General features: G+C 25.7%; 26 protein-coding genes. 3 read left to right on the top strand and 23 right to left on the bottom strand.

All coding sequences use genetic code 11. The features are described 5' to 3' along the window. The first annotated feature begins 50 nt into the window (after positions 1-50). Positions 51-1223, top strand: a complete 1173-nt coding sequence (locus tag EQF90_RS03375) for a tRNA(Met) cytidine acetate ligase (RefSeq protein WP_134711603.1) — start codon at positions 51-53, stop codon at positions 1221-1223. A 66-nt stretch (positions 1224-1289) separates the two neighbouring features. On the opposite strand, the gene EQF90_RS03370 is transcribed toward EQF90_RS03375, so the two are convergent. The 8 genes from EQF90_RS03370 to EQF90_RS03335 form a co-directional block, all read right to left on the bottom strand. Next, the gene (locus EQF90_RS03370) at positions 1290-1949 is read right to left on the bottom strand and encodes a hypothetical protein (RefSeq protein WP_134711602.1); all 660 of its coding nucleotides are present in this window, start codon (positions 1947-1949) and stop codon (positions 1290-1292) included. A 563-nt stretch (positions 1950-2512) separates the two neighbouring features. Continuing rightward, positions 2513-3496, bottom strand: a complete 984-nt coding sequence (locus EQF90_RS03365; RefSeq protein ID WP_134711601.1) for a tRNA dihydrouridine synthase — start codon at positions 3494-3496, stop codon at positions 2513-2515. Positions 3497-3562: 66 nt separating this feature from the next. Further along, complete coding sequence (locus EQF90_RS03360; protein WP_134711600.1) at positions 3563-4036, bottom strand: ATPase; 474 nt, start codon at positions 4034-4036, stop codon at positions 3563-3565. An 8-nt stretch (positions 4037-4044) separates the two neighbouring features. Further along, positions 4045-4521, bottom strand: a complete 477-nt coding sequence (coaD, locus tag EQF90_RS03355) for a pantetheine-phosphate adenylyltransferase (protein ID WP_134711599.1) — start codon at positions 4519-4521, stop codon at positions 4045-4047. Beyond that, positions 4518-5066, bottom strand: a complete 549-nt coding sequence (gene rsmD, locus EQF90_RS03350) for a 16S rRNA (guanine(966)-N(2))-methyltransferase RsmD (RefSeq protein WP_134711598.1) — start codon at positions 5064-5066, stop codon at positions 4518-4520. The genes coaD and rsmD overlap by 4 nt, the downstream gene beginning before the upstream one ends. A gap of 6 nt (positions 5067-5072) precedes the next feature. Further along, complete coding sequence (locus tag EQF90_RS03345; protein ID WP_134711597.1) at positions 5073-7061, bottom strand: ATP-dependent DNA helicase RecG; 1989 nt, start codon at positions 7059-7061, stop codon at positions 5073-5075. Positions 7062-7063: 2 nt separating this feature from the next. After that, complete coding sequence (locus EQF90_RS03340) at positions 7064-8701, bottom strand: DAK2 domain-containing protein (protein ID WP_134711596.1); 1638 nt, start codon at positions 8699-8701, stop codon at positions 7064-7066. A gap of 11 nt (positions 8702-8712) precedes the next feature. Further along, positions 8713-9063 (bottom strand): Asp23/Gls24 family envelope stress response protein, encoded by a 351-nt coding sequence (locus tag EQF90_RS03335; RefSeq protein WP_134711595.1) that lies wholly within the window; start codon positions 9061-9063, stop codon positions 8713-8715. 122 nt (positions 9064-9185) lie between these two features. Here EQF90_RS03335 and rpmB point away from each other — a divergent pair, with 122 nt between their 5' ends. Next, complete coding sequence (rpmB, locus tag EQF90_RS03330; protein WP_134711594.1) at positions 9186-9392, top strand: 50S ribosomal protein L28; 207 nt, start codon at positions 9186-9188, stop codon at positions 9390-9392. A gap of 262 nt (positions 9393-9654) precedes the next feature. On the opposite strand, the gene EQF90_RS03325 is transcribed toward rpmB, so the two are convergent. The 8 genes from EQF90_RS03325 to EQF90_RS03295 all read right to left on the bottom strand — a co-directional run bounded on the left by EQF90_RS03325 (position 9655) and on the right by EQF90_RS03295 (position 17228). Next, a complete protein-coding gene (locus EQF90_RS03325) occupies positions 9655-9876 on the bottom strand; it encodes a hypothetical protein (RefSeq protein WP_134711593.1) in 222 nt (73 codons plus the stop codon). A 206-nt stretch (positions 9877-10082) separates the two neighbouring features. After that, positions 10083-10364, bottom strand: a complete 282-nt coding sequence (locus tag EQF90_RS03320) for a hypothetical protein (RefSeq protein ID WP_134711592.1) — start codon at positions 10362-10364, stop codon at positions 10083-10085. 86 nt (positions 10365-10450) lie between these two features. Next, the gene (locus EQF90_RS08360) at positions 10451-10633 is read right to left on the bottom strand and encodes a transposase (protein WP_134744886.1); all 183 of its coding nucleotides are present in this window, start codon (positions 10631-10633) and stop codon (positions 10451-10453) included. 291 nt (positions 10634-10924) lie between these two features. Beyond that, positions 10925-12445, bottom strand: a complete 1521-nt coding sequence (locus EQF90_RS03315) for a YSIRK-type signal peptide-containing protein (RefSeq protein WP_134711590.1) — start codon at positions 12443-12445, stop codon at positions 10925-10927. 243 nt (positions 12446-12688) lie between these two features. Continuing rightward, entirely contained in the window at positions 12689-14200 is a 1512-nt protein-coding gene (locus EQF90_RS03310; protein WP_134711589.1) for a hypothetical protein, read from the bottom strand. Then, positions 14187-15611: a sensor histidine kinase gene (locus tag EQF90_RS03305; RefSeq protein WP_134711588.1), complete on the bottom strand. Its 1425-nt coding sequence runs from the start codon at positions 15609-15611 to the stop codon at positions 14187-14189. The genes EQF90_RS03310 and EQF90_RS03305 overlap by 14 nt, the downstream gene beginning before the upstream one ends. Continuing rightward, on the bottom strand, positions 15599-16291 hold the full coding sequence (locus EQF90_RS03300) for a response regulator transcription factor (protein WP_134711587.1): 693 nt from the start codon (positions 16289-16291) through the stop codon (positions 15599-15601). Before EQF90_RS03300 ends, EQF90_RS03305 begins: the two co-directional genes overlap by 13 nt. Positions 16292-16298: 7 nt before the next feature. Continuing rightward, positions 16299-17228, bottom strand: coding sequence for an RluA family pseudouridine synthase (locus tag EQF90_RS03295; RefSeq protein ID WP_134711586.1), 930 nt, complete (start codon positions 17226-17228; stop codon positions 16299-16301). A gap of 59 nt (positions 17229-17287) precedes the next feature. On the opposite strand from EQF90_RS03295, the gene EQF90_RS03290 reads away from it, so the two are divergent. Further along, the gene (locus tag EQF90_RS03290; protein ID WP_134711585.1) at positions 17288-17656 is read left to right on the top strand and encodes an MltG/YceG/YrrL family protein; all 369 of its coding nucleotides are present in this window, start codon (positions 17288-17290) and stop codon (positions 17654-17656) included. Between the two features lie 57 nt (positions 17657-17713). Here EQF90_RS03290 and EQF90_RS03285 read toward each other — a convergent pair whose 3' ends face one another. From EQF90_RS03285 to EQF90_RS03255, 7 genes are read right to left on the bottom strand one after another with little or no spacing between them, the layout of a single operon-like run. After that, entirely contained in the window at positions 17714-18247 is a 534-nt protein-coding gene (locus EQF90_RS03285) for a DUF6648 family protein (RefSeq protein WP_134711584.1), read from the bottom strand. Positions 18248-18252: 5 nt separating this feature from the next. Continuing rightward, positions 18253-18669 (bottom strand): P-loop NTPase family protein, encoded by a 417-nt coding sequence (locus EQF90_RS03280; protein ID WP_134711583.1) that lies wholly within the window; start codon positions 18667-18669, stop codon positions 18253-18255. Between the two features lie 38 nt (positions 18670-18707). Further along, on the bottom strand, positions 18708-19184 hold the full coding sequence (locus EQF90_RS03275; protein WP_134711582.1) for a DUF1292 domain-containing protein: 477 nt from the start codon (positions 19182-19184) through the stop codon (positions 18708-18710). A 44-nt stretch (positions 19185-19228) separates the two neighbouring features. Further along, entirely contained in the window at positions 19229-20668 is a 1440-nt protein-coding gene (locus EQF90_RS03270) for an aminoacyl-histidine dipeptidase (protein WP_134711581.1), read from the bottom strand. 2 nt (positions 20669-20670) lie between these two features. Then, positions 20671-21411, bottom strand: a complete 741-nt coding sequence (locus EQF90_RS03265; protein ID WP_134711580.1) for a peptidylprolyl isomerase — start codon at positions 21409-21411, stop codon at positions 20671-20673. Between the two features lie 8 nt (positions 21412-21419). After that, positions 21420-22259, bottom strand: coding sequence for a CvfB family protein (locus tag EQF90_RS03260; RefSeq protein WP_134711579.1), 840 nt, complete (start codon positions 22257-22259; stop codon positions 21420-21422). Then, a complete protein-coding gene (locus EQF90_RS03255) occupies positions 22222-23127 on the bottom strand; it encodes a YitT family protein (protein ID WP_134711578.1) in 906 nt (301 codons plus the stop codon). Before EQF90_RS03255 ends, EQF90_RS03260 begins: the two co-directional genes overlap by 38 nt. Positions 23128-23131 lie beyond the last annotated feature (4 nt).

The raw sequence follows: 23131 nt of genomic DNA, 5'->3' as shown, positions 1-23131 counted from the left end.
AACATTTACTGAACTATTATAACAAAAATTAAGAGGTATATTCAAATAAAATGATTAATATAGCAATAATATGTGAATACAACCCTATGCATAATGGACATTTACATCAAATAAAAAAAATTAAACAAAAATTTCCAAAATCAAATATCATAGCACTTATGAGTACATCATTTGTTCAAAGAGGTGAACCTTCAATTATAGGTAAATTTGATAAGGCAAGATCAGCATTAAAATGTGGCGTAGATCTTGTATTTGAAATACCAGCAATCATAAGTCTACAAAGTGCTGATTATTTCTCATATTATACAACATTCCTTCTTAATGAATTAGGTTTAATCGATTATATTTCATTTGGAATTGAAGATGATACTGAAACTTTTTACAAATTACTTGATTTTAAAATCAAAAACGAATCTAAAATATTTGAGCTACAAGGTAAATATATTAAACAAGGTTATTCATACAAAAATGCTTATTTAGAAGCAATTAATGAAATTGATAAAAATGTTCCGCATTCAATAATTTCTCCAAATAACACACTTGCTTTAAATTATGCACTTACACTAAATAAATTAAATAGTAAGATTAAAATATTACCTATTCAAAGAAAAGATGGTGGTTACAACAGTGAGAAATTAGATAAATACAAGTTTCAATCAGCAACAACTATTAGAAATTTAATAAAAGAAAATTATGATGTTTCAAATTATGTACCTGCCGAATTAATAGAAATATTAAAAAATACAAATCTTCACAACATTGATGAATACTCAAATATTTTTTATTATAAAGCATTTATTGAAAAAAATACAGGAGAATCTATTGCTGGATTTGAACCCGGTATGTTAAACCTATTAAAGAAAAATTATTCGGATAAAATCTCCGATATGATTGAAAAATCTCATAATAAAAGATATTCAAAATCGAGATTGAAAAGATTTATTATAAATTATTTATTAGAAATTGAGGTTGTAGATATTAAAAATCTTGATAAAATAAACTATTTGAGACCTATCGGATTTAATGACAAAGGTAGAGATTTAATAAATCAATTAAAAAATTTAACTGATTTTACAATATTGAATAAACTAGTTGATTATGTAACATTAGATGATGTTAATAGGAATTTTGCTGAAATTGATATTAGAGCATATGAATTACAAAATTTGAATAATACTAAAATTCTAAATAAAAATTTTAAAAATAGAATTTATATAAAGTAATTGTATAGTTAAGGAGCTGTTATAAAATAGATAAAAATGTTATTCATTTTATAACAGCTTCCTTTTTTAAGGTAATATATTTTTACCATTTTTAGTAAGAACTTTATTACTAAAACCTTTACCAAATTCATAATTATATTTCATAACAATTAAACTTGTATCAATATTAAAAGTATTTTGTAAAAGAATATATGTATTATAATTAGCAGTTCCACTAACAAAAATTGAACCATCATTATATAATTTATGACTTGTAGAAACATTTGTAAGACTATTAGAAATAGTATAACCCGTTAATGACATTTTCGAAAAATTTATTTGTTCTATTGATGAAAATGAACCTTTACTATAATAATCAATATCAGCTATTAAATTAATTTTCATAAAAATAGGAATATTAGCACTCATAACTATTTGAGAATTTCGTAAATTATTACTAGATTTAAAAGTAATATTACTTCTTAAATCATATAAATTTAATTTACTAATATTATCCATAAATATCATAGAATTTTTTAAAATTTTATTTTGTTCTTCAAAATATTCACTTAATTCTTGCTCACTATTAAGCTTTATAGGAACAATTCCTTTAGGTAAATCATCTTTAGAGATTTGAACTAAATTATATTTTTTTCTAATTTGGTCAATTTCAGAAGTAGCATTGACTTTATTTATATTTATTAAAAATAAAAAACTTAAACCTAAAATCAATGATAATGTACTCAATATCTTTTTTGCATTTTTTGCTCCTTTGTGTTATTTTATATACAGTATAAATGAAAGGTGTAAACAATGGAAGAAATTATAAAAACAAAAATAGATTTATTAACAATTTCAGCTCAAATAATATCAATAATTTTAATAATATCTATTATATATTTTATATATAAATTTTTTATTAAAAGAAAATAATATTAAACGAAAATGTTTACAAACTTTTATAATTAATTATATAATACAAAAAAACAATAATTTTTCAAATTTAAAATTAAAAATAAGCTAATATAATTAAAATAATAAATTTTATTTCACAATTAATATTAATATTATGTTTTTTATTCAATCCAATTCAATTTCATATTAAATAGAAAAATTTATTAAATAGCTAAAAGGAATAACTGAAAATAAAATATTTGATCAAAATAAAATTTTTCAAAAATATCAATATATCTTAATCAGTAATAGACTGATAAACAAAATTATTTACATATCCAATTTAACAAAAAAAATTGGATGCACAAGGATTGGTTATCAGTCTATATTTAATAACATATTTAATTAATTTTATATCAAATCTCTTCATTCATTATTGCATTCATCAAAGGAAATTCAGCTAAAACTTTACGTACCTCTTCAATACTTCTAGTTCTAACTAATGTATCTCTAAGTTGTCTTGATCCCTCGAAATCTTTTATATAGGTTTTAAATAATCTATTAAGCACCTTACTTAGCTTTGGCTCAACTTTTATCATTTCTTCATAATAATCTAGATGATAATAGAATAAATCCATATATTCTTTATAGCTGTGATGTCTTTTTTCTTTTTCAAACGCAAATATATTTCTAAATATACCTCTACCAATCATTATGCCATCAACACCATATTTTTCTGCTAATTGCATTCCCACTTGTCTATCCAGAATATCACCATTAATTGTTAATAATGTATTTGGAGCTATTTCATCTCTCAATTTTTTTATTTCCGGAATTAATTCCCAGTGTGCATCAAAATCGGACATTTCTTTTCTTGTACGCAAATGTATGGATAAGTTTACTATATCCTGTCTTAAAATGTGACTTATCCATTCTTTGTATTCATCTACTTCTAAAAATCCTATTCTGGTTTTTACGCTTACAGGCAATCCCCCTTCTTTTGCAGCTTGTATGATTTTAGAAGCAACATCAGGTCTTTTTATAAGCCCTGAACCTTTACCTTTTTTTACTACTTTTAAAGCAGGACAACCCATATTAATATCAATACCTTTATATCCCATTTTTGCTAGTTCTTTTGCCATTTTGGCAAAATTTTCCGGTATATCTCCCCAAATATGTGCAACAATGGGTTGTTCATCATCAGTAAAATGCAATCTACCACTTAATGTCTTTCTAGCTTTTTCATTATGAAGACAATTAGTATCGGTAAATTCAGTAAAAAAGACATCGGGTGCAGCAGCTTTTGCAACGACATGTCTGAAAACTGTATCTGTTACATCTTCCATTGGTGCTAGGATAAAAAATGGTTTAGGTAAATCTTTCCAAAAATTTTCTTTCATATTCTCTACTTTCCATTCAACTTAAAAAGGATTAAAAACATTTAATCTTTAATCCTTAAAATTCAATTAATATTTTAATTGTGATCTATTTTCTTCTATTGTGCTTAATGTATTCTTTAATTCATCAGATGTTTTCGCTAGAATTTGATCTACATATGCTAATGAATTTGTAGCAATTGTGTTTGCTGTTTCTTTAGCTTCAGCAATAATTTTTTCTGCTTCTTTTCTAGCTTCAACTGTAATAGTATCTTGATTTACTAATTCTCTCAATTTTCTATTAGCATCTTCATATGATCTTTCAACTTCTTCTCTAGCTTTATCCTTTATTGCACTGGCTTGAGAATTTGCTTCTTGCAAAATTCTTTCTCTTTCTTGATTTACCCATTGAGCATCTTTAATTTCCTGAGGAATTGATTCTCTCAAGTCATTTATTACTTCGTAAACTTCATCAGGATTAATTGTTATTTTTTTTGAAAATGGTACCGAACCACCATCATCCATAATTTGTTCTAATTCTTCTATTAATGATAAAATATTCATCATTCCTCCTATTTAAATTTTTGTTTTATTTTAATTTCAACATTTTTAGGCACTAATCTTGAAACATCACCATTAAATGACGCTATTTCTTTTACGATGCTTGAGCTTAAATATGACATCTCCGGCTCAGCAACCATGAAAATAGTTTCCACATTTGTTCTGGAATAAAATTTATTCATCTGAGCAAATTGTAATTCAGATTCATAATCAGATATAGCTCTTATGCCTCTTATTATTGAATCAATTTTATTTTTTTCAACAAAATCAATCAATAATCCGGAATACATACAAACTTTAACGTTATCATAATCATACAATAATTCTTCTAACATTTCAATTCTTTCTTCCATATTAAATAAATAATTTTTTTTACTATTTACTAAAACGCATACAACAACTTCTTCAAAAAGACCAGCAGCCCTTTTTATTATATCTATATGTCCATTAGTAACAGGGTCAAAACTTCCCGGATAAACTACTTTCATACTTTCTCCCTATAAAATTTGATATATTTTCTGCCATATTTTTTTTCATAAACTAAATCTAGTTTATCATAAATTTCAGAAAAATCTATATTTTTATCGATTTCTACGATAAATAACGAATTATTAAAATAAACGTTATCTATCATGTATTCAAATGCCTTTTCGTAAAAATCAGATTTATATGGTGGATCAAGATAAACATAGTCAATATTTTCTCTTATTTGCATTAAATTTTTTCTAAAATCACCTCTTAATATTACTGATTTATCTTCAAATTTTGTATGAATAATATTATCTTCCATATATGATAAATTGTATCTATCACATTCTGAAAAATAAACTTTTTTTGCACCTCTGCTTAAAAACTCAATACCAATATTTCCTGTACATGCAAATAAATCAAGAACAACTTCATTTTCTTCAATACTTCCAATAATATTAAATATCGCCTCTTTTATTCTATCTTCTGTAGGACGGGAGCTTTCACCTTTTGGGCCCTTTAATTTGTGCCCCTTTCTTAAACCTGTTATAACTCTTAATGCCATAATACCTCAATTTAAAATTACTTTTTCTAAATTTTTTATTTTGTTGTCAATGATATTTTCCAAATCATCACCTATTTTTTCCATATCTTCAATCATTTTTTCAGCATTTTTAATTAATTTTTCATTAAAATAAAAACTATTGTCTAAATCAATAAATCCTGATTGATTTTGTCCATAAATATCTCCAGAGCCTCTAATTTCAAGATCCTTATTTGCAATTGAAAAACCATCATTATTATTTGCAATAAACTCTAATTTTTCAGTTAAATATTTTTTATCTCTTATTACAAAGAAACAATATGATTGAATATTTGAACGCCCTACACGACCTCTCATTTGATGAAGTTGTGATAATCCAAACTGATTTGCATCATAGATTATTATCGTATTAGCATTTGGGACATCAATTCCTACTTCAATAATACTTGTAGCTATTAAAATATCTATTTCTTTATTTAAGAATTTACTTTGATTTATATTTTTTTCTTCTACGGACATTTTACCATGCAAAATATTAATTTTTACTTTATTATTAAAATATTTATTTAATTTTTTGTAAAGTCTTTCTACAGATTCCAGTTCATCATCTTCATCCTCAACTCTAGATACAACTACATAAACCTGTTTTCCTTCAAGAATTTGTCTATATGCAAAATCCATAAATTTCATTTCTTGATAAACCGTTGTAAGATATGATTTAATTGGTAATCTATTTTTAGGCAACTCATCAATGTATGAAATATCTAAATTATTATATAAACTTAATGCCATAGTCCTTGGAATAGGCGTTGCAGACAATAAAAGCATATCAGGGTAATATCCCTTATCTGATAACATTTTTCTTTGATATACTCCAAATCTTTGCTGTTCATCCATAATAACTAATCCTAAATTATTAAATTTTACTTTTTCTTGAAATAAGCTATGTGTCCCAAAAATTATTTTTATATTATTATTTATTAGTTCATTATATATTTCTTTTTTTTGTAAATATGTAAAAGATCCTGTTAATAAAGCTGAGTCAATTTTTTGTTTTTCAAAAAAATTTTTATAATTTTCATAATGTTGTCTTGCCAGCAATTCTGTGGGAGCCATAAATGCTACCTGATATCCACTTTTTATAGCTATAATAGCTGAAATTACTGCCACTATAGTTTTACCGGAGCCTACGTCCCCTATAACAATTCTATTCATTCTTTTTTCAGAAATCATATTTTCTTTTATTTGATTTATCGCATTTTTTTGAGAATTAGTTAGATCAAAATTTAAGCTTTCAAATATAAGATTTAAGTCTATATCCTTAAATTTAATAAATTTATCAAATTGCTTTTCAAAATACATTTTATTAGACAATTTATCTAAAAAAATATTTCTTAAATTATAACTATACATGGCTTTATATAAATTTAAATTTGATATTGGCTTATGTAAATATCTAAGCGTATCAACTAAACTAATTAAATTATATTTGCTTAACTCCAAATCTTTAAGATAATCATTTACAAAATAATCTGATTTAAATACAAAATCTTTATATTTAATAAAATCTTTCTGTGAAATTCCTTTTAAAAGCGAATAGATGGGAGTAATCCCACCTATTCTGTCATCTTCTATATTTGAAATAATAGGATTAATTAGAGCTTTTTTTTGCGAATCATAATATCCAAAAAATTTATATTTTTGATTAAATTTTAATGCTTTTATTGAAAATCTGTCATTATACCAAATTACTTTAACCCTTCCGGTTCTATCATATCCTTCAACACTTGATATTGACTTCCTATTTCCATAAAAATATGTTTTATTAATTTTATCAATAGTTAATTCACAATAAGATTTCATTTCATTTGTAAGATTTACAACTTCTACCAATCTAGATCTATCTTCATATTTTCTAGGTAAATAATTTATCAAATCATCAACATTAAAAATATTCATTTCATGCAAATATTGAATTTTTTTTGGCCCTATTCCTTTTATATCTTTTAATTTCATACCTATTCTAACGATGCAATATAATAATAAAGCGGTTGTCCCCCTAAATTAATTTGAATATCTAAATCAGGATATAATTTTTCTAATTTTTCTAATAAATCATTTGCATTCTTTTCTTTAATATCTTCCCCATAAAATATTGATATTACAGAATGTTCATCAGTAATTGCATGCTTGATTAATTCTAAAAATGTCTTTTCTAAATCATTTCCTTTAACTACAATTTTTCCTGACTCTAATCCAATAAAATCATCTTTATTTATTTCTAAATCTCCACTTTTTGTATCTCTAACTGCATATGTTAGTTGCAAACTAGTAATTTCATCTAATGATGATGTCATGTTTTCAAAATTTTCTTTTGGTGATAATGATTCATCAAAATTAATTATAGCTGTAAATGCTTGTGGTATGGATTTTGTTTCTACAACAATTAAGTTTTTATCAACTAAATCAATAGCTTGTTTTGCAGCTAAAATAATATTTTTATTATTTGGAAATACAAACACATTTTCTGCATTTACATCATTAACAGCTTCAACAATATCTTCTGTAGATGGATTCATTGTTTGACCACCTTTTATCAATCTGTCGACATTTAATTCCTTAAAAATATCATCGAATCCTTCACCAATAGAAATACTTACAAAGCCATACTTTTTAGCTTTAGCTTCTTTTTTATTTTGTTGTTTTTCTTTTATTCTATTAACCTCAGCATTTTGGAATCTCATGTTTTCAATTTTTATATCTGATAATTCTCCCCTTTTTCTTGCTAAAGATAGAACTAATCCAGGATCATCTGTGTGTATATGAGTTTTAATCAATTCATCTACTCCTACACAAACTATAGAATCACCATATTTTTCAATTTCTTTTTTAAATTCTTCATAAGATTGTGTACCATCATGATTTATTAAAAACTCTGTACAATATCCATACACAATATCTTCAGGTTTTACATCAGAATGGTGTTGAATTACTTTATCAAAATCTATCGATTTAATATCTTCAACATTTACTGTTAATTCAACTTCTTCACCTTTAATCCCTTTATAAAAGCCCTCTAAAATAAAAATAAGTCCCTGTCCACCTGCATCAACTACTCCCGCTTCTTTTAAAACTGGTAGCATTTCCGGTGTGGACATCAACGCTCTTTTACCTTCATCAATACATGCTCTTAAAAATTCATCAATTCTATCATATTTTAAGAATTCTTTTCTAGCAAATTCAGCAATCATTCTACTTACAGTTAGGATAGTCCCTTCAGTTGGTTTCAATACAGCATTATATGCCGTTTCTTTTGCACTTTCAAATGCTTCTACCAAATTAACAATCTCAACTAGTTCTAATTTTTCCACAACTTTAGCAACACCTCTGCACAATTGTGACAATATAACTCCTGAGTTACCTCTTGCACCCATTAATGAACCCGTTGACAATGCCTTTGCTATCGACTTCATATCACCATCTGATTCATTTAATTTTTTCATTACTGATTTAAATGTCAATGACATATTTGTACCGGTATCACCATCCGGAACCGGGAAAACATTTAAACCATTAACATATTCTTTATTTGATTCAAGATTATTATAAGCGGATGTAATCCCCTTTCTTAAATCAAAGTGATTAAAATTTTTCATCTTACCCCCAATTAAACTCTAATTCCTTGTACAATAACATTTACGGAATTAACTTTTAAGTGTGTATTTTTTTCAATATTGTATTTAACTTTTTCAATAATATTGTCTGCAACAACCGCAATTCTTACGCCAAATTCCATCATTACAACTAAATCAACATCTACTATGTCACCATTTACAGTAACCTTAACACCTTTTGTTTTATTTTCAAACTTAAGTAATTCAAAAATTCCGTCTTTAGTATTTTGAGCAACTAAACCAACAATACCATACGTTTCTTGTGCTGATTCTGCAGCTATAGTAGCAATAACCTTATTATCAATAGCAATTTTACCATAACTATTTTTCAATGTAGCTGACATAAAATGACCTCCTTAACTTTTTATATATAAATTATATCAGTATTAAGAATAACTTGCAAAATTTTAATTATTTATGTTATAATTGTTCAAGTAATGGAATACATCAAGTTAGGAGGAATATTATGGCAAAGCAATGTGCAATTACAGGAAAAAGAAAAAAAGCTGGTAATGTAGTAACATTCTCACATAGAAAAATTAAAAGATCATTTAAACCAAATTTAAGAAGAGTTAAAGCTGTTGTAGATGGAAAAGTTCAAAGAATTTGGGTATCTACAGCTGCATTAAAATCAGGTTTAGTAGAAAGACCATCATACAATAAAGAAGCTTAATCATGAGAACTATTGAAGGAATTCAGTAGTTCTTTTTATGTTAAATAGAATTTGATATGAAATTATAGATGTGGTTCTTAACTTTTAAATTTCTCACATTTCTTATAAATTTCTCACATTTTTTACCTCTCAAATTTTCATTTTTTAGTTTTTGAGAGGTAATTTTTGTTTTTAAAGTATAAAAAGGTTAACTATCTTCTTTTAATAAAATCTTCCTTGCTTTTTCTTCAGCAATTTTAATATTTAATGGAACATTTTTTGATTACATTGTAATAATTAAATTGTCAAATTCTTTGATTCCATTATTATAATATCTATTTATTTTTCTTAAAGCATTTTTCGAATAATTTTCATATTCCATCATTCCAAAATGTTCCCAATAAATTTCTTGACATGTAAACGGACTTAAAAATGTAAAGTCTGGATAATATGTAAATCCATTTTTCAATATAATCCGGCATTCGTATCTATACGGAATCTTCAAATCGTAAAATAAATCTACTAAAATTTTTTCAGACTTAGACCTTACATATTCCCCATTTTTTGTATAAAAAATTTTTTATTCAGGATTTATTTCATTTTTTTTATAATTACTATTTTTCCATTTATCTAATTTTTGTTTATAAGTTGGAAAAATAGGTGTCACGAGATTTTTCTATCAATAGATAAATTATCATAAATTTTTTCTAATTAATCATGTTTAAAATCTTTTAATTTATTTAAAATTTTAATCCTTTTATTAATGAAACGTTTCAAATTTTTATTATATGACTTTTGAGCAAAGCTCCTAATGAAATTAATATTTTCTTTAGAAATGTATTTTTCAACAATTTTCCCATCATCATTTACCACATGATAATATTGTATTGTTTCATTACTTTTTTTTATATTTAATCTCCCTTTAATATCTATGTCATTAATTCTTTCACTATATATTAAATATTTTTGCATCAAAGTTTCAATTATGCTCATAAAAACCTCCTAATATTCTTATAATTTTATTATATTAAAAAATTATTTTTTATGAATGTCATTATTATTAACTTTTTTAATATTTTTTAAATCAGTTTCCAAAATCGTTTTAATCTTTTGTACTCCATACTTGAAGTAGAAAGTTTTTTCATCACTTCAATTCTTGTTTTATTTAAGGCTCTTGAAAGAATATTGATAATGTGAAATCTGTCAAAAGTGTTTACATTAGGTAAATGTTTTTTTATTAAAGTAATATATTGTTTGTACATATAAATGAATAAAAGTATGCTTAAAACCGTGTTTAATAATATCAAAATGCTTAATATTAAGGCATTTGGGGCAGAATGAGTTTTTTTAATTGTCTATTTATTTAAAATTTAATTTACATCTATAAAGATAAAAGAGAATTAAAAATTTTACCTTTTAATTCTCTTAAAGTCTTACTTTAATTCTTCACCAACACTACTTGTGCCCTATGGGTATTTGAAAAGGGAACTTTCAATTTTTTGAATGATTGTACATCAGTTATTGGTATAGCAACATTTTTATTATTAACGTATTTATTTTTCCCAAACACCGTTAGCATTTACGTACCAACCATTAATTGTTGTTGATTTAGCCATTTTACCATTACCTAATAGATAATACCATTTACCATTTGTATCTTTTACCCATTTATTTGATGCCATATCTCCACTATTATTGAAGTAATACCATGATGAATAGTCATTGTCATATAACCAATATGATTTTGCCATCTTTCCATTTCCTAATAAATAGTACCATTTACTGTTTGTATCTTTTATCCATTTATTTGTAGCCATATCTCCATTATTGTTGAAGTAATACCATGATGAGTAATTATTATCATAAAACCACTCATTTTTTGCCATCTTACCATTTTTGAATAAGTAATACCACTCATTGTCTGTGTGTTTTATCCATTTGTTTGATGCCATATCTCCATTATTGTTGAAGTAATACCATGATGAGTAATTATTGTCATATAACCATTCTGATCTAGCTAATTCGCCATTATCTTTTACAAAATACCACTTATTATCAGCTTTCTTTTCCCAACCTTTTTTAATACCAGGTTTTAATTGATTTCTTTCCTCTTTTTGTTTCTTTTCTAATTCAGCCTTCTTTGCTTCGGCTTCTGCCTTTTTCTTCGCTGCTTCTGCTTCTGCTTTTTTCTTTGCCTCTTCAGCCTTTTTATTTGCTTCTTCAGCTTTTTTTGCTTCTTCGGCTTTTTTTGCCTCTTCAGCCTTCTTTGCTTCTTCGGCTTTTTTTGCCTCTTCAGCCTTCTTTGCTTCTTCGGCTTTCTTTGCCTCTTCAGCCTTCTTTGCTTCTTCGGCTTTTTTTGCCTCTTCAGCCTTCTTTGCTTCTTCGGCTTTCTTTGCCTCTTCAGCCTTCTTTGCTTCTTCGGCTTTCTTTGCTTCTTCGGCTTTCTTTGCCTCTTCAGCCTTCTTTGCTGCTTCTGCTTCTGCTTTTTTCTTTTTCTCTTCAGCCTTCTTTGCTTCTTCGGCTTTCTTTGCCTCTTCAGCCTTCTTTGCTTCTTCGGCTTTTTTTGCCTCTTCAGCTTTCTTTGCTGCTTCGGCTTTCTTTGCTGCTTCAGCTTTATCTTTTTTCAATAATATTTCTTTAAATAATGATTTTTTTAAAATTCCTTCTTTAGTAGTATATTTTGTCTTTTCTCCTTTCATATTTTCCAACTCAACTTGAAATTTTTTATCAAAATTTTCTTCATTTAAGGTTCCCTTATATAAAGTATGATTATCTCTATATTTTTCCAATTTTATTTCTTTTTTAATATTATCAATATTATCTAAAACTATTAATTTTACATTTTTCAAATCAAGAGTATTCTTAAACATCTCTGAATATAATGTTATTTCTTTACCAACAATAGTTATTTTCAAGTCACTATAACCATTCGCATAAACAACTCCATAGTTTTTTGAATTTTCAAATGTTGAAGCTCCAAATATAGCAAATGCTCCAACAACTACAGATACTACTCCTATAGAAAACCTTCTTATGGAGTATTTTAATATCCTATTTTTTTTACTGTTATTCATTAATTCTCCTACTATATTATATTTATAATTAAATAAGTCTTAAATAGTTGCATTTAAATTAATCATAGATAATTATTATATACAAGCGTCAATTTCGAATGAAAATGCACTATTTAAAACTTATTTTTTTGTCATATGCACGGGAAATAATATCAAATTTTAATTATTTTGTCAATTAGCGTATTTTGTTATGATATTGTCATTCATGATAAAACAAAAAAATAAACATACATATTCTAATATTTAATTTGTAGGTGTCTTTGGATATATAGTATAACTATTAATTTTTCTTAATTTGTTATACTCATTGTACAATCCGTTAATATTTTCATCTGTTGCCCATTGGCTCATAACAAGTTCATAATTTTTCGTGTTTTGTATTATAAATAGTGGATTATTTCCTATATAGTTGAAAAATATTGGATACAATTCTATTGAATTTTCTGTTTGAATCAAAATATAAGTTTTATCCGGTGACACTACAGCATCTATGGAGCCCGGCTTTCTAGAGATTATTTCTCTCCATGAAAATGATGTCGAATCACTTTGACCTATATTAACAACAGGAGTAATATCCAGGTTAAATTGCCTAAATAATCTCGATCCTTTATCATTATCAATTACTTGATCAATACCGGATATAAATTTCCAATTATTACTACTTCTAATAATACCAATATTACTTGTATTAGGCTTAAAATCTAGATTTTTCAGATCTTGTCTTTCACTTAAAATATTAAAATATTCTTTATATTTTGAAAGATAAATGTTATTACCTTGGATACCTGCAATCTTATTTATATCTAGAGGTTGATTAGTAGATATATTATTTATGTTATAAATATTATAATTTTCCGAAACTGTGTTTCCTTGATAATTGAAATTTGTAATAGCAATATAATCCTTATTTACATAATCAATTCTTTTAAAAAAACTGTCAGTTATTACATTTTTCTTTAAATCTTCATCTAAAAATGTTGAATTAGCTGATAAGGTGTATTTTCCATAATCAGTTTCGGCATTTCTATTAAAAACACTTGAAACAGTCCATAATCCTGAAGATTTTGGGATTACAATATTTTCAACTTTTAGTATATTTACTTTTTCATCCTTATCATCTTTTTTTATATAATATGTGTAATAATCATAGTCTATTTTACCATTTTTATCTGACTTTTTATTTCTAAAAGCAATCGATAATCCAAATCTTGGATTTTTGATTATCTGTTTTCCATCTGTTATTGACTTTATTTCATTATATTTATTTTCTATTTCTTTTTCACTTAATTTTTTCTCTTTTTCATAAATATAAACTTTACCTAAATCAATAGTTATTATTTTTGTATCAGATATTTTGGTAAACTCTTGTGAATATGATATATTATTAAAAATTTTATAAACTACAGTTGTATCTTTTTTGATTAATAATTTTTCCGGAACTTTTGAAATTTTATTATTCAAATAAGTAAGATAATTTACATATCTTGAAGTAATATTCGGTTCTAATATATAGGTATCATTAAAGTCAAATATTTTTTTTGAAATAAACAGGGTAGTTGCATTGCCAACTTCATCAGTATTTTTACCTGTAGAAATATCAATGGCTTCTAATAGTTTCCATTTTCCAGTAATATCCAATTTGTTATCCGGTTTTTCAATTGAATTTAAATTCTTACTTATATCAATATTTGAACTTGAACAAGAAGTTAATAAAATTGTAAAAATAATAAATAGAAAAATCTTAAATTTCTTCATCTTTACCTCCGATTGGAATTTCAAAATGAATTGTCGTACCTTCATTTATTTTACTTTTTATTTCAAGCGTGCCTTTATGTTGTAAAATTATTTCTTCAACAATTGATAAACCAAGTCCGGTGTGCGACCCCTCAGATGTTCCCTTATAAAATTTTGTAGTTACAAGATTAATTTCATCTTCGTTTATACCGATACCCGTATCTACAACTTCACAAATAAGCATCTCTGTTTGTAAATCTTGTTTAATAGTTATTACTACAGAGCCATTTTCAAGTGTAAATTTTATAGCATTATCAATCAAATTAATGAATACTTGTTTTAACCTATTTTCATCAGCTACTATCATTATATTTTGATCAGAATAATCATAAATAAGATTGATTTTTCTTTCCAAACTTCTAGGTTTTAATTGATTTACAATGTTTTTAACAACAGGAACTATATCAAAATGAGATTTTGATAAAGTAAATCTAGGAGATGTAAATCTTGAAAAATCTAGTAAATCTTCTACCATTGCAGATAATCTATCTGCTTCTTTCTCAATAATTTTTAATCCATCTTCTACAGTTTCTTCGTCAATGTCCCTATCTTGAAGCGTCATTGCCCATCCTTTAATGGAAGTTAAAGGGGTACGCAGCTCGTGAGAAATTGACGATATAAAATCAGTTTTAATTTCTTCCTTTTTTATAATATTTTCACTTAACTCATCCATCGTACGTGCCAGCTCACCAATTTCTCCATGATAATCCATGTTGGATTTTTCACTATATTGACCGTCAGACAATTTATTTGCTAAATTTGTTAATTTGTTTATAGGGACTAAAAATTTCTTAGCAAAATAGTACAATACAAGCAAGCCGATTAAAATGGAAAATAAACCAAAAATAACAAAAATTATCATTTTTAATGTTATTTCTCTATATAAATTATTTGTAGCACTTATAATTCTCAATATTCCTATTTGTATATTATTAGATTTAATGGGATAAATTAATGAAATTAAATTATCACTATGATCAAATCTATAATTTTCTTTAGTTTCTATTAAATTACTTACCTTAATTATATTTTTACCTATATCTGAAGAACCGGTATTATCATAATACAAAACTCCTGTATTATCTAAAATTTGTACTTGTCCTTGAATATTATTCAAAAATTCAAATCTTTCATTTAATACAACTTCTGATAAAGAATACTCTGATATTGATGAATCATATAATTCGATACTATATTTTGCTTGAGCCAGCATATTAGATTTAATATTACTAAAATAATAATCTTTTAGTGATATATATGTAAAAATTTCAAATATTGAAATAAATATAACAAATACTATCATATAAAAGAATATTATTCTAAATTTTAAATTATATTTAATTTGATTTAATAATAATTTCAATTTCCCCATCTATATCCTACACCCCAAACAGTATGCAAATACTTAGGATTTGCCGGACTATCTTCAATTTTCGCTCTGATTCTTCTAATATTAACATCTATTATTTTTGTATCTGCTTTATTTTCATTTCCCCATGCTAAATCCATTAATTCCTCACGAGTAAAAGCCTTATCCTTATTTGTTAAAAATATTTTCATTAACGATAACTCTGTTGGTGTTAATTCTATAATTTGTCCATTTTTAGTAAATTTTTTTGAATATGAATCAATTTTAAATGGTCCATATGAAAGATTATCATCTTTATGTTCTTCTTCTGAAATTAAATTAATTCTTCTAACTAAAGACTTTATCCTTAAAACTAGTTCTTGTGGATTAAATGGCTTTGTCATGTAGTCATCTGAACCTTGTTCTAATCCTAAAATTCTATCAACATCTTGAGATTTTGCTGTCAACATTATAATCCCTAAATCCGGCATTTCATTTCTCAAAACACTGCAAACTTCAAATCCATTCATTCCGGGAAGCATTACATCTAATATTACAACATCAGGCTTTATATCTAATGCCATTTCTATACCTTCTTCTCCGCTACCAGCTTCATAAACTTCAAATCCTGCTTTTTGAACATTAATTTTTGTAAATTTTCTTATTGCAACTTCATCCTCAACCAATAATACTTTATTCAAAATATTCCTCCTAAATCAATTTTCTATATAAATCATAAATAAGTTTTTTATACTTACTTTCAATTATTAAATTTTTCAAACTATCTATAGCAATTTTATTATCAAACTTTAATTTATAGGCTACAAGCTGTTGATCTTTATATAATTTACTGTTATCTTTTAGCCCATATCTTCTATCTCCAATTACAGGATGCCCAATGTTTGCGAGCGTAGTTCTAATTTGATGCGTCCTTCCTGTTAACAATTTTATTTCTACCAAACTATACAAGTCGTTATATTGTAGTGGATTTATAATTGTAACAGAATCTTTTCCATTTTTAGATACGCTAACATAATTTTTTTCATTTTTTTCTAATTTATTTTTAATTTCTAATTTTTTAGAAATTTTCCCATGCACTATTGCAAGATAATACTTATGAACATTTTTTTCTATTGAATTATTTAATTCTAATAAAGTTCTTCTATTTTTACAACCAATAACTAATCCCATTGTATTTCTATCAATTCTATTTACAACTGATGGTCTAAATGTAGGTTCTAATCTTGGTATATACTCTTTACGCTCAATTAATAAATCCACAATATAATCTACTACATTTTTTCCATAATCTGCTTTAGATGCAGCATGAACTAGAACATTTTGTGGTTTATCAATAATAATTATATCCTCATTTTCAAATGCAATGTCTAAATTTAACTTATTTCTTACTGAAATTTTATCCTTTTTCCATTTTTCAATTTCTTCATCATAAATATATATATCAATTATATCATCCTTAAAAATCAACGTACTTGGCTCCGATTTTTTCTTATTTAATTTTATTTTTTTAGTTCTCAGCCACTTATATATTAATGAATTAGGTGCTTCTGAAAAATACTTATTCAAAAACTTTATTAATGTTTGATTATCATCATTTATATCAATTTTTATATGTCTCATTTTATTTTTTTACCTCATTATGATATTATTATAGCATAAGAAAATTAAAAGAGGTAAATATGAAATACATTAAAGATTTCTTTTATAATTTTTCAGACCTTATTTTTGCTTTAATTATTATATTAGGAATAAGTTTTGTTTTGTACTTTAATTTTAACAATTTAGTTAACATTGAATCAAAAGCATCAAATATTATAAAGGAAGATAATTTAAAAAAAGAAGATAATTCAGAAATAGAAGTAACCATACCTAAAGGTATCAATTATAAACAACTATCTGAAATATTATTTGAATATAAAATAATTAAGGATAAAGATAGTTTTACAAAATACCTAGAAAAATCTAAAAAAAATATTATTTATGGCACACACAAGATTAGAAAAAATTTAGCCTTTGATCAGATAAAAGATATCATATTAGCTAAATAACACCATGAGCTGCTCCAAAAGTTTCAATTAAGACGAACTTTTGGAGCAGCTCATTTTTCATCTATTTATATAACTATCTATTAATGATTGTCTAATTTCATAAGAAAAACATTTCTTTGAAATTAGCAAATTTTTTACATTTTCATTTTTAGTGTGTAATATTACCTTTTCTCTATCCTTAAAATAAATTTCAAAAATTTGATCTTTTAAATTTTTTGAATGCATACTTACATAATAAGCCTCTATTTTAGAACTATCTTCTAATTCAACCATAGCTAAAATGGCTTGATCCTTTAGATAATAATTATTTAACTTTGCATTTTCTGATAATTTAGCTTTTTTCAAATTTTTTGCCATACGATACATCTTAAATTCTTCTAATGCTAATTTTGCTTTAGTATTATAATAATTATAATTATATAAAGCTTTATTAAAAGAATCTAAGACCGTAAACGGCCTTAGATTAATTTTTGAAAATATTTCATTATTCTTATGATTAAATTCTGATTTATTAATTTTACTTTCATTTAATAAATCAATATATTTATTTCTTAATTTAATAAATTCATTTAATTTATCTTTTTCAGACAAATACACTACAATACCTGAACTTCTACTTCTAAATCCTTAAATTCAGATTCATCTTCAAAATCTAAACCTAAAAGTATTTCCAAATCAGATTCTTCTGTCAATTTATTTAATTTTTCAACAAATACTTTAGTATTTTCAGGCGTGAACTCCACTATTTGATATAACCCATCCAAATATACCTTTTCAATATCATAATCTCTTGAAACTATACCTGCAATAAACCCATATAATGATTCAATATTATCTATACCATATTTTTTTGCATTTATCAATCTAACAGCATAATCTAAAGAAAAGATATGTGAATCATCTGTATCTATAAAAACAATATTACCATTTCCTCTTGACTTTTCCTCATTTGCATTATCTATTAGATATTTTGTTTTTCCACTACCTGATTTTCCTAAAACTAATTTAACCATATAAAACCTTCCTTAAATTTGTTAATTTGCTAATATTACTACTCGTGTTTATGTTCGCAATTACATTTATGTTCTTCTTCATGATGGTGGTGTCCACATTTACACTCATGTTCTTCTTCGTGATGGTGGTGTCCACATTTACATTCATGTTCTTCTTTATGATGGTGGTGATGCTCATGATAATCAATACTATCTACATCTATTTCTTCTTCTTCGATATAGTTATAATAAGCATCAGCTGCAACTTGAAACTCTTCTTCATCTTCGATTAAAGATACATCAAATGTTTCATCTTCACCATAAGTTGCTCTATATAATAAAATTTCACCCGGTTCATCATCTTCAATTGGAAGCAATGCAATATAATCTTGTTTATTAACATCATATTGTGCAATTACTAAACATTTAAGTTCCGTATCATCATCAAGTGTCAATATTACTTCCTTAAAATCTTCTTCTTCATCTAAATGTTCATCATCTAGATTTTCGTTTTCATAATCAAGTTTGTCTGTCATAGATACCTCCTTGTTTATTTAAATATACCTAATTTTCATAAAAATTACAAGCTTTTTAAAATGTTTTTCACAAAATTAAATGAAAACTCTGTAGAGCTGATGGAAAGCCTTTCCACCGGTGTATGAGCACCGAAAATATCAGGTCCGATACTTATCATATTTATATCGGGATATTTTTGACTTAAAATTCCTGTTTCTAGTCCGGCATGAATAACTGCTACTTCAGGATATTCATTTCTTAATTCCTTGTAAATTTCTTTAGCATGATTTAATAATACATAATCAAAATTTGGTTTCCACATTGGATAACCTTCAGAAAATTTAACATCAAAATTATATTTTTCAGCTATTTCTCTAACTTTATTTTTTAAATAATCTAAATCACTGGAATCAGAACTTCTTATAGATGTTTGAATTTTTACAATATCATCTTCCGTTTTTAAAATTGCTAAATTGTTTGAAGATTTAACAATATTTAAATCTTCATCTAAAGTATTTACTCCATGAGGAAACTCATTTAGTATATTAAGTATTTCTTTCTTTTCCTCACAATTAATATATAAATTGCCAGCCTCAATTTCATTTAATGTAAATTGTAAATCTTTTTCATCTTTAAGTAAATTTGGTCTTAAATCATTAAATATTTCTTCCAATTTTTCAGACAATAAATTTTTATCATTTTCATAAATACCGATTATTACTGATGCACTTGAAGGAATTGCATTATGCTTTGTCCCCCCATTTATTGAATATAAAAAATAATCAATATCATTTGATAATTTTAATAATATTTCATCTAATATCTTAATAGCATTTAGTCTATTTTCATTAATCATTATTCCAGAATGTCCACCTTGCAAACCACTCACTTTTAATTCAAAATTTTGTAATTTCTTGGTGTTTTTAGAAATTCTCTTTTCCAAATAAGCATTTATTCCGCCGGCACAACCAACAATAATAATTTTATCTTCTTCATTATCAATATTAATTAAATTTTTTCCTGTCAATACATTTTCAGATAATCCTATCGCTCCATCCATTCCCGTTTCTTCAGTTGTTGTAAATAAAGCCTCAAGTTTAGGATGCTTCAAAGAATCATTTTCAAGAATTGCCATCATCATCGCTACAGCAATACCATCATCAGCTCCTAATGTTGTATTATTAGCATGAATAAAATCTTCTTCAACGATTAATTCAATTGGATCACATGTAAAATCATGTGTCGATGAATCTGACTTTTCACAAACCATGTCCATATGACCTTGTAAAATTACAGTTTCTTTATCTTCATATCCTTTTGAAGCCGGTTTAACGATAATAACATTACCATGTTGATCCCTTATAGTTTCTAACCCAAGATTTTTGCCGAAATCATAAATAAATTTTGATATTGCCTCTTCATCATGAGAACATCTAGGAATTTTACTTATTTTTTCAAAATTTTTAAACACATCATATGCACTTGAATTCAATAATCTTTGCATAATTACATTTCCTTTACATCATATTTTTTCTTTAATTCTTCTGATTTATTTAAATATAATTCTTGTTGTTTTTGAGATAAAATATTTCTTCTTAAATTTTCTTTATAATTTTCAAAAGTATTTTCTTTAACCAGTTCTTTATTTTCCAATTTAATTATATGGTATCCAAATTGTGTCTTGACAGGTTCAGAAATTTCTCCTACATTCATATCCAATAATGCATTTTCAAATTCCGGAACCATTTGTCCTGTTTGAAACTCTCCTAAATCCCCGCCTCTTTCTTTTGACGGACACATTGATTTTTCTGATGCTAACTCTGCAAATCTTGCTGCATCTTCTAATTCTTTTCTTATACTTTTAACTTCTTCTTCATTATCAACCAATATATGTGATGCTCTAAATGTGTATACATCCTTAAATTGATTTTTATTTTCGTTATAAAATTTTTCAACTTCCTCATCAGATACTTTTGCTTTAGACAACACATTTCTCATAGCATATTGTTTTAATATTTGTTCTTTTGCAAATTCTAATTCTTTCTTAAAATCTTCTTCTTCATCTAATTTATTTTCTTTTGCGTCAAGTAAAAATAATTCTTGATTTAATAATTCTTTGGCTATTTGCTTAAATCCCTCTTCATTATGAAATCTCATGCCTTCCTGTCCTAAATTATGAACAAAATCATGTACCTCATTTTGAGTTATTTCCTTATCCCCGATTTTATAATATACTTTATTTTCCATTTTACCTCCTATTTGACAATCATTATACCGTCATTTTTAAATATTATTTTTCGATGTTTATATAATCTTCCTATAGATTTCTTAAATTGAGATTTACTCATATTAAATACTCTTTTGATAATTTTAGGATCCGATTTATCATTTACTTTTAAAAATCCACCATTATCTCGTAAAGTATTGTATATAAAATCTGCATCCTTATTTAATTCCACGTGAGCTCTATTGTTGGTAGTTAGATCAATTTTCCCATCATCTTTTATTCTTTTTACTCTTAAACGTAAATTATCTCCAACCTTTGGAACACCTTGTATCTCTTCTTGAGCAAGCATTCCATTATACTTACCTTCAACCAAGATAAATGCCCCGAAGTTTGAGTCATAAGAATAAATTTGTCCATTGACCCAATCATTTTCATTAATTTCAATATTTTTTTCAAAAAAATCTTCAACTTTCATAGTAGCTGTCAATCTTTGCGACTTGTCAATATATAATCCAACAAGATGATAGCTATGTTTTTTTATAGTTCCTTTTTGCTCATCAAAAGGCAATAATAGATCCTTATCTAATCCCCAATCTAAAAATGCTCCTATTTTGGTTGTATCAACAACTTGCAATATAGCTAATTTTCCCAATTCAATTTTGGATCTTTTTGTCGTAGCAATTGGTCTATTGTTATTATCTTTATATACAAAAACCTCTATTTCATCACCAATTTCCTTTTCTTTTTTTAAATATTTTCTTGGTAATAATACATCGTCATCATCGTTATGTTCATTATTTCCTAAAAAAGCTCCTACTGATGTAAGTCTTTTAATCTTTAATTTTTGTGTCTTCCCTAGCTTCAACATGATTAAACTCCCTTGAAAATCCATATCCATAAACTTCATTTATATTGCTGATATATACAAAGGCATCATCATCAATACTTTTTATAAAATTTCTAATTTTTACATATTGTTTTTTATCCACTACTGTTACTAAAATTTGCTTTTCTGTTTTAGTATAACCACCTTTTGCCAAATAAAGTGTAGTACCTCTATTTATTTCATTCATTACATAATTATTTATTACATCTACGTGACTTGAAATAATTGTCATTGCAATTTTAGAATTAAATCCTGCAATGAAAACATCTAAAACATAAGTAGTGATATATAGTGAAATAAATGAGTAAATCCCACTTTGTAATCCAAATACTGTTCCAGCAAAAACAATTATAGATGTATCAACTATTAGCATTCCCTTGCTTACACTAAATTCAGAATATTTTTCAATTATTTTAGCTAAAACATCCGTCCCTCCTGTTGAAGCATTTTGTCTAAATACAAATGACAAACCTATCCCTATTGATATAGCACCAAGGGCTAAATTAGCTAATGTATCTTTTAATATAGGTTCTTTAACTGTAAATAAAAAATCTAAAATCCCCATAAATATTGTATATGAACCTGCTCCTATAACTGTAAAAATCCCAAATTCTTTACCTAAAAAATATGAACCTAAAACAAACAACAGTAAATTAAGAACCCCCATAATAAAACCAATATTTATTGCAGGATATAAATGCTTTATAACCTGTGAAAAACCTGTAACTCCTCCGGCTGCAATATTTGACGGAACATTAAACAAAAATGTTCCAAAAGCCATAATAAGTGTTCCGAATAAAATCCATAAAACCTTATTAATTTTTTTATACAAAAGATTTTTATTTCTCATTATA

The organism is Helcococcus ovis, assembly GCF_004524775.2.
Classification (GTDB): Bacteria; Bacillota; Clostridia; order Tissierellales; family Peptoniphilaceae; genus Helcococcus; species Helcococcus ovis.
The sequence above is the reverse complement of the archived record's forward strand: the minus strand, read 5'-3'. Positions and strand labels throughout refer to the sequence as shown.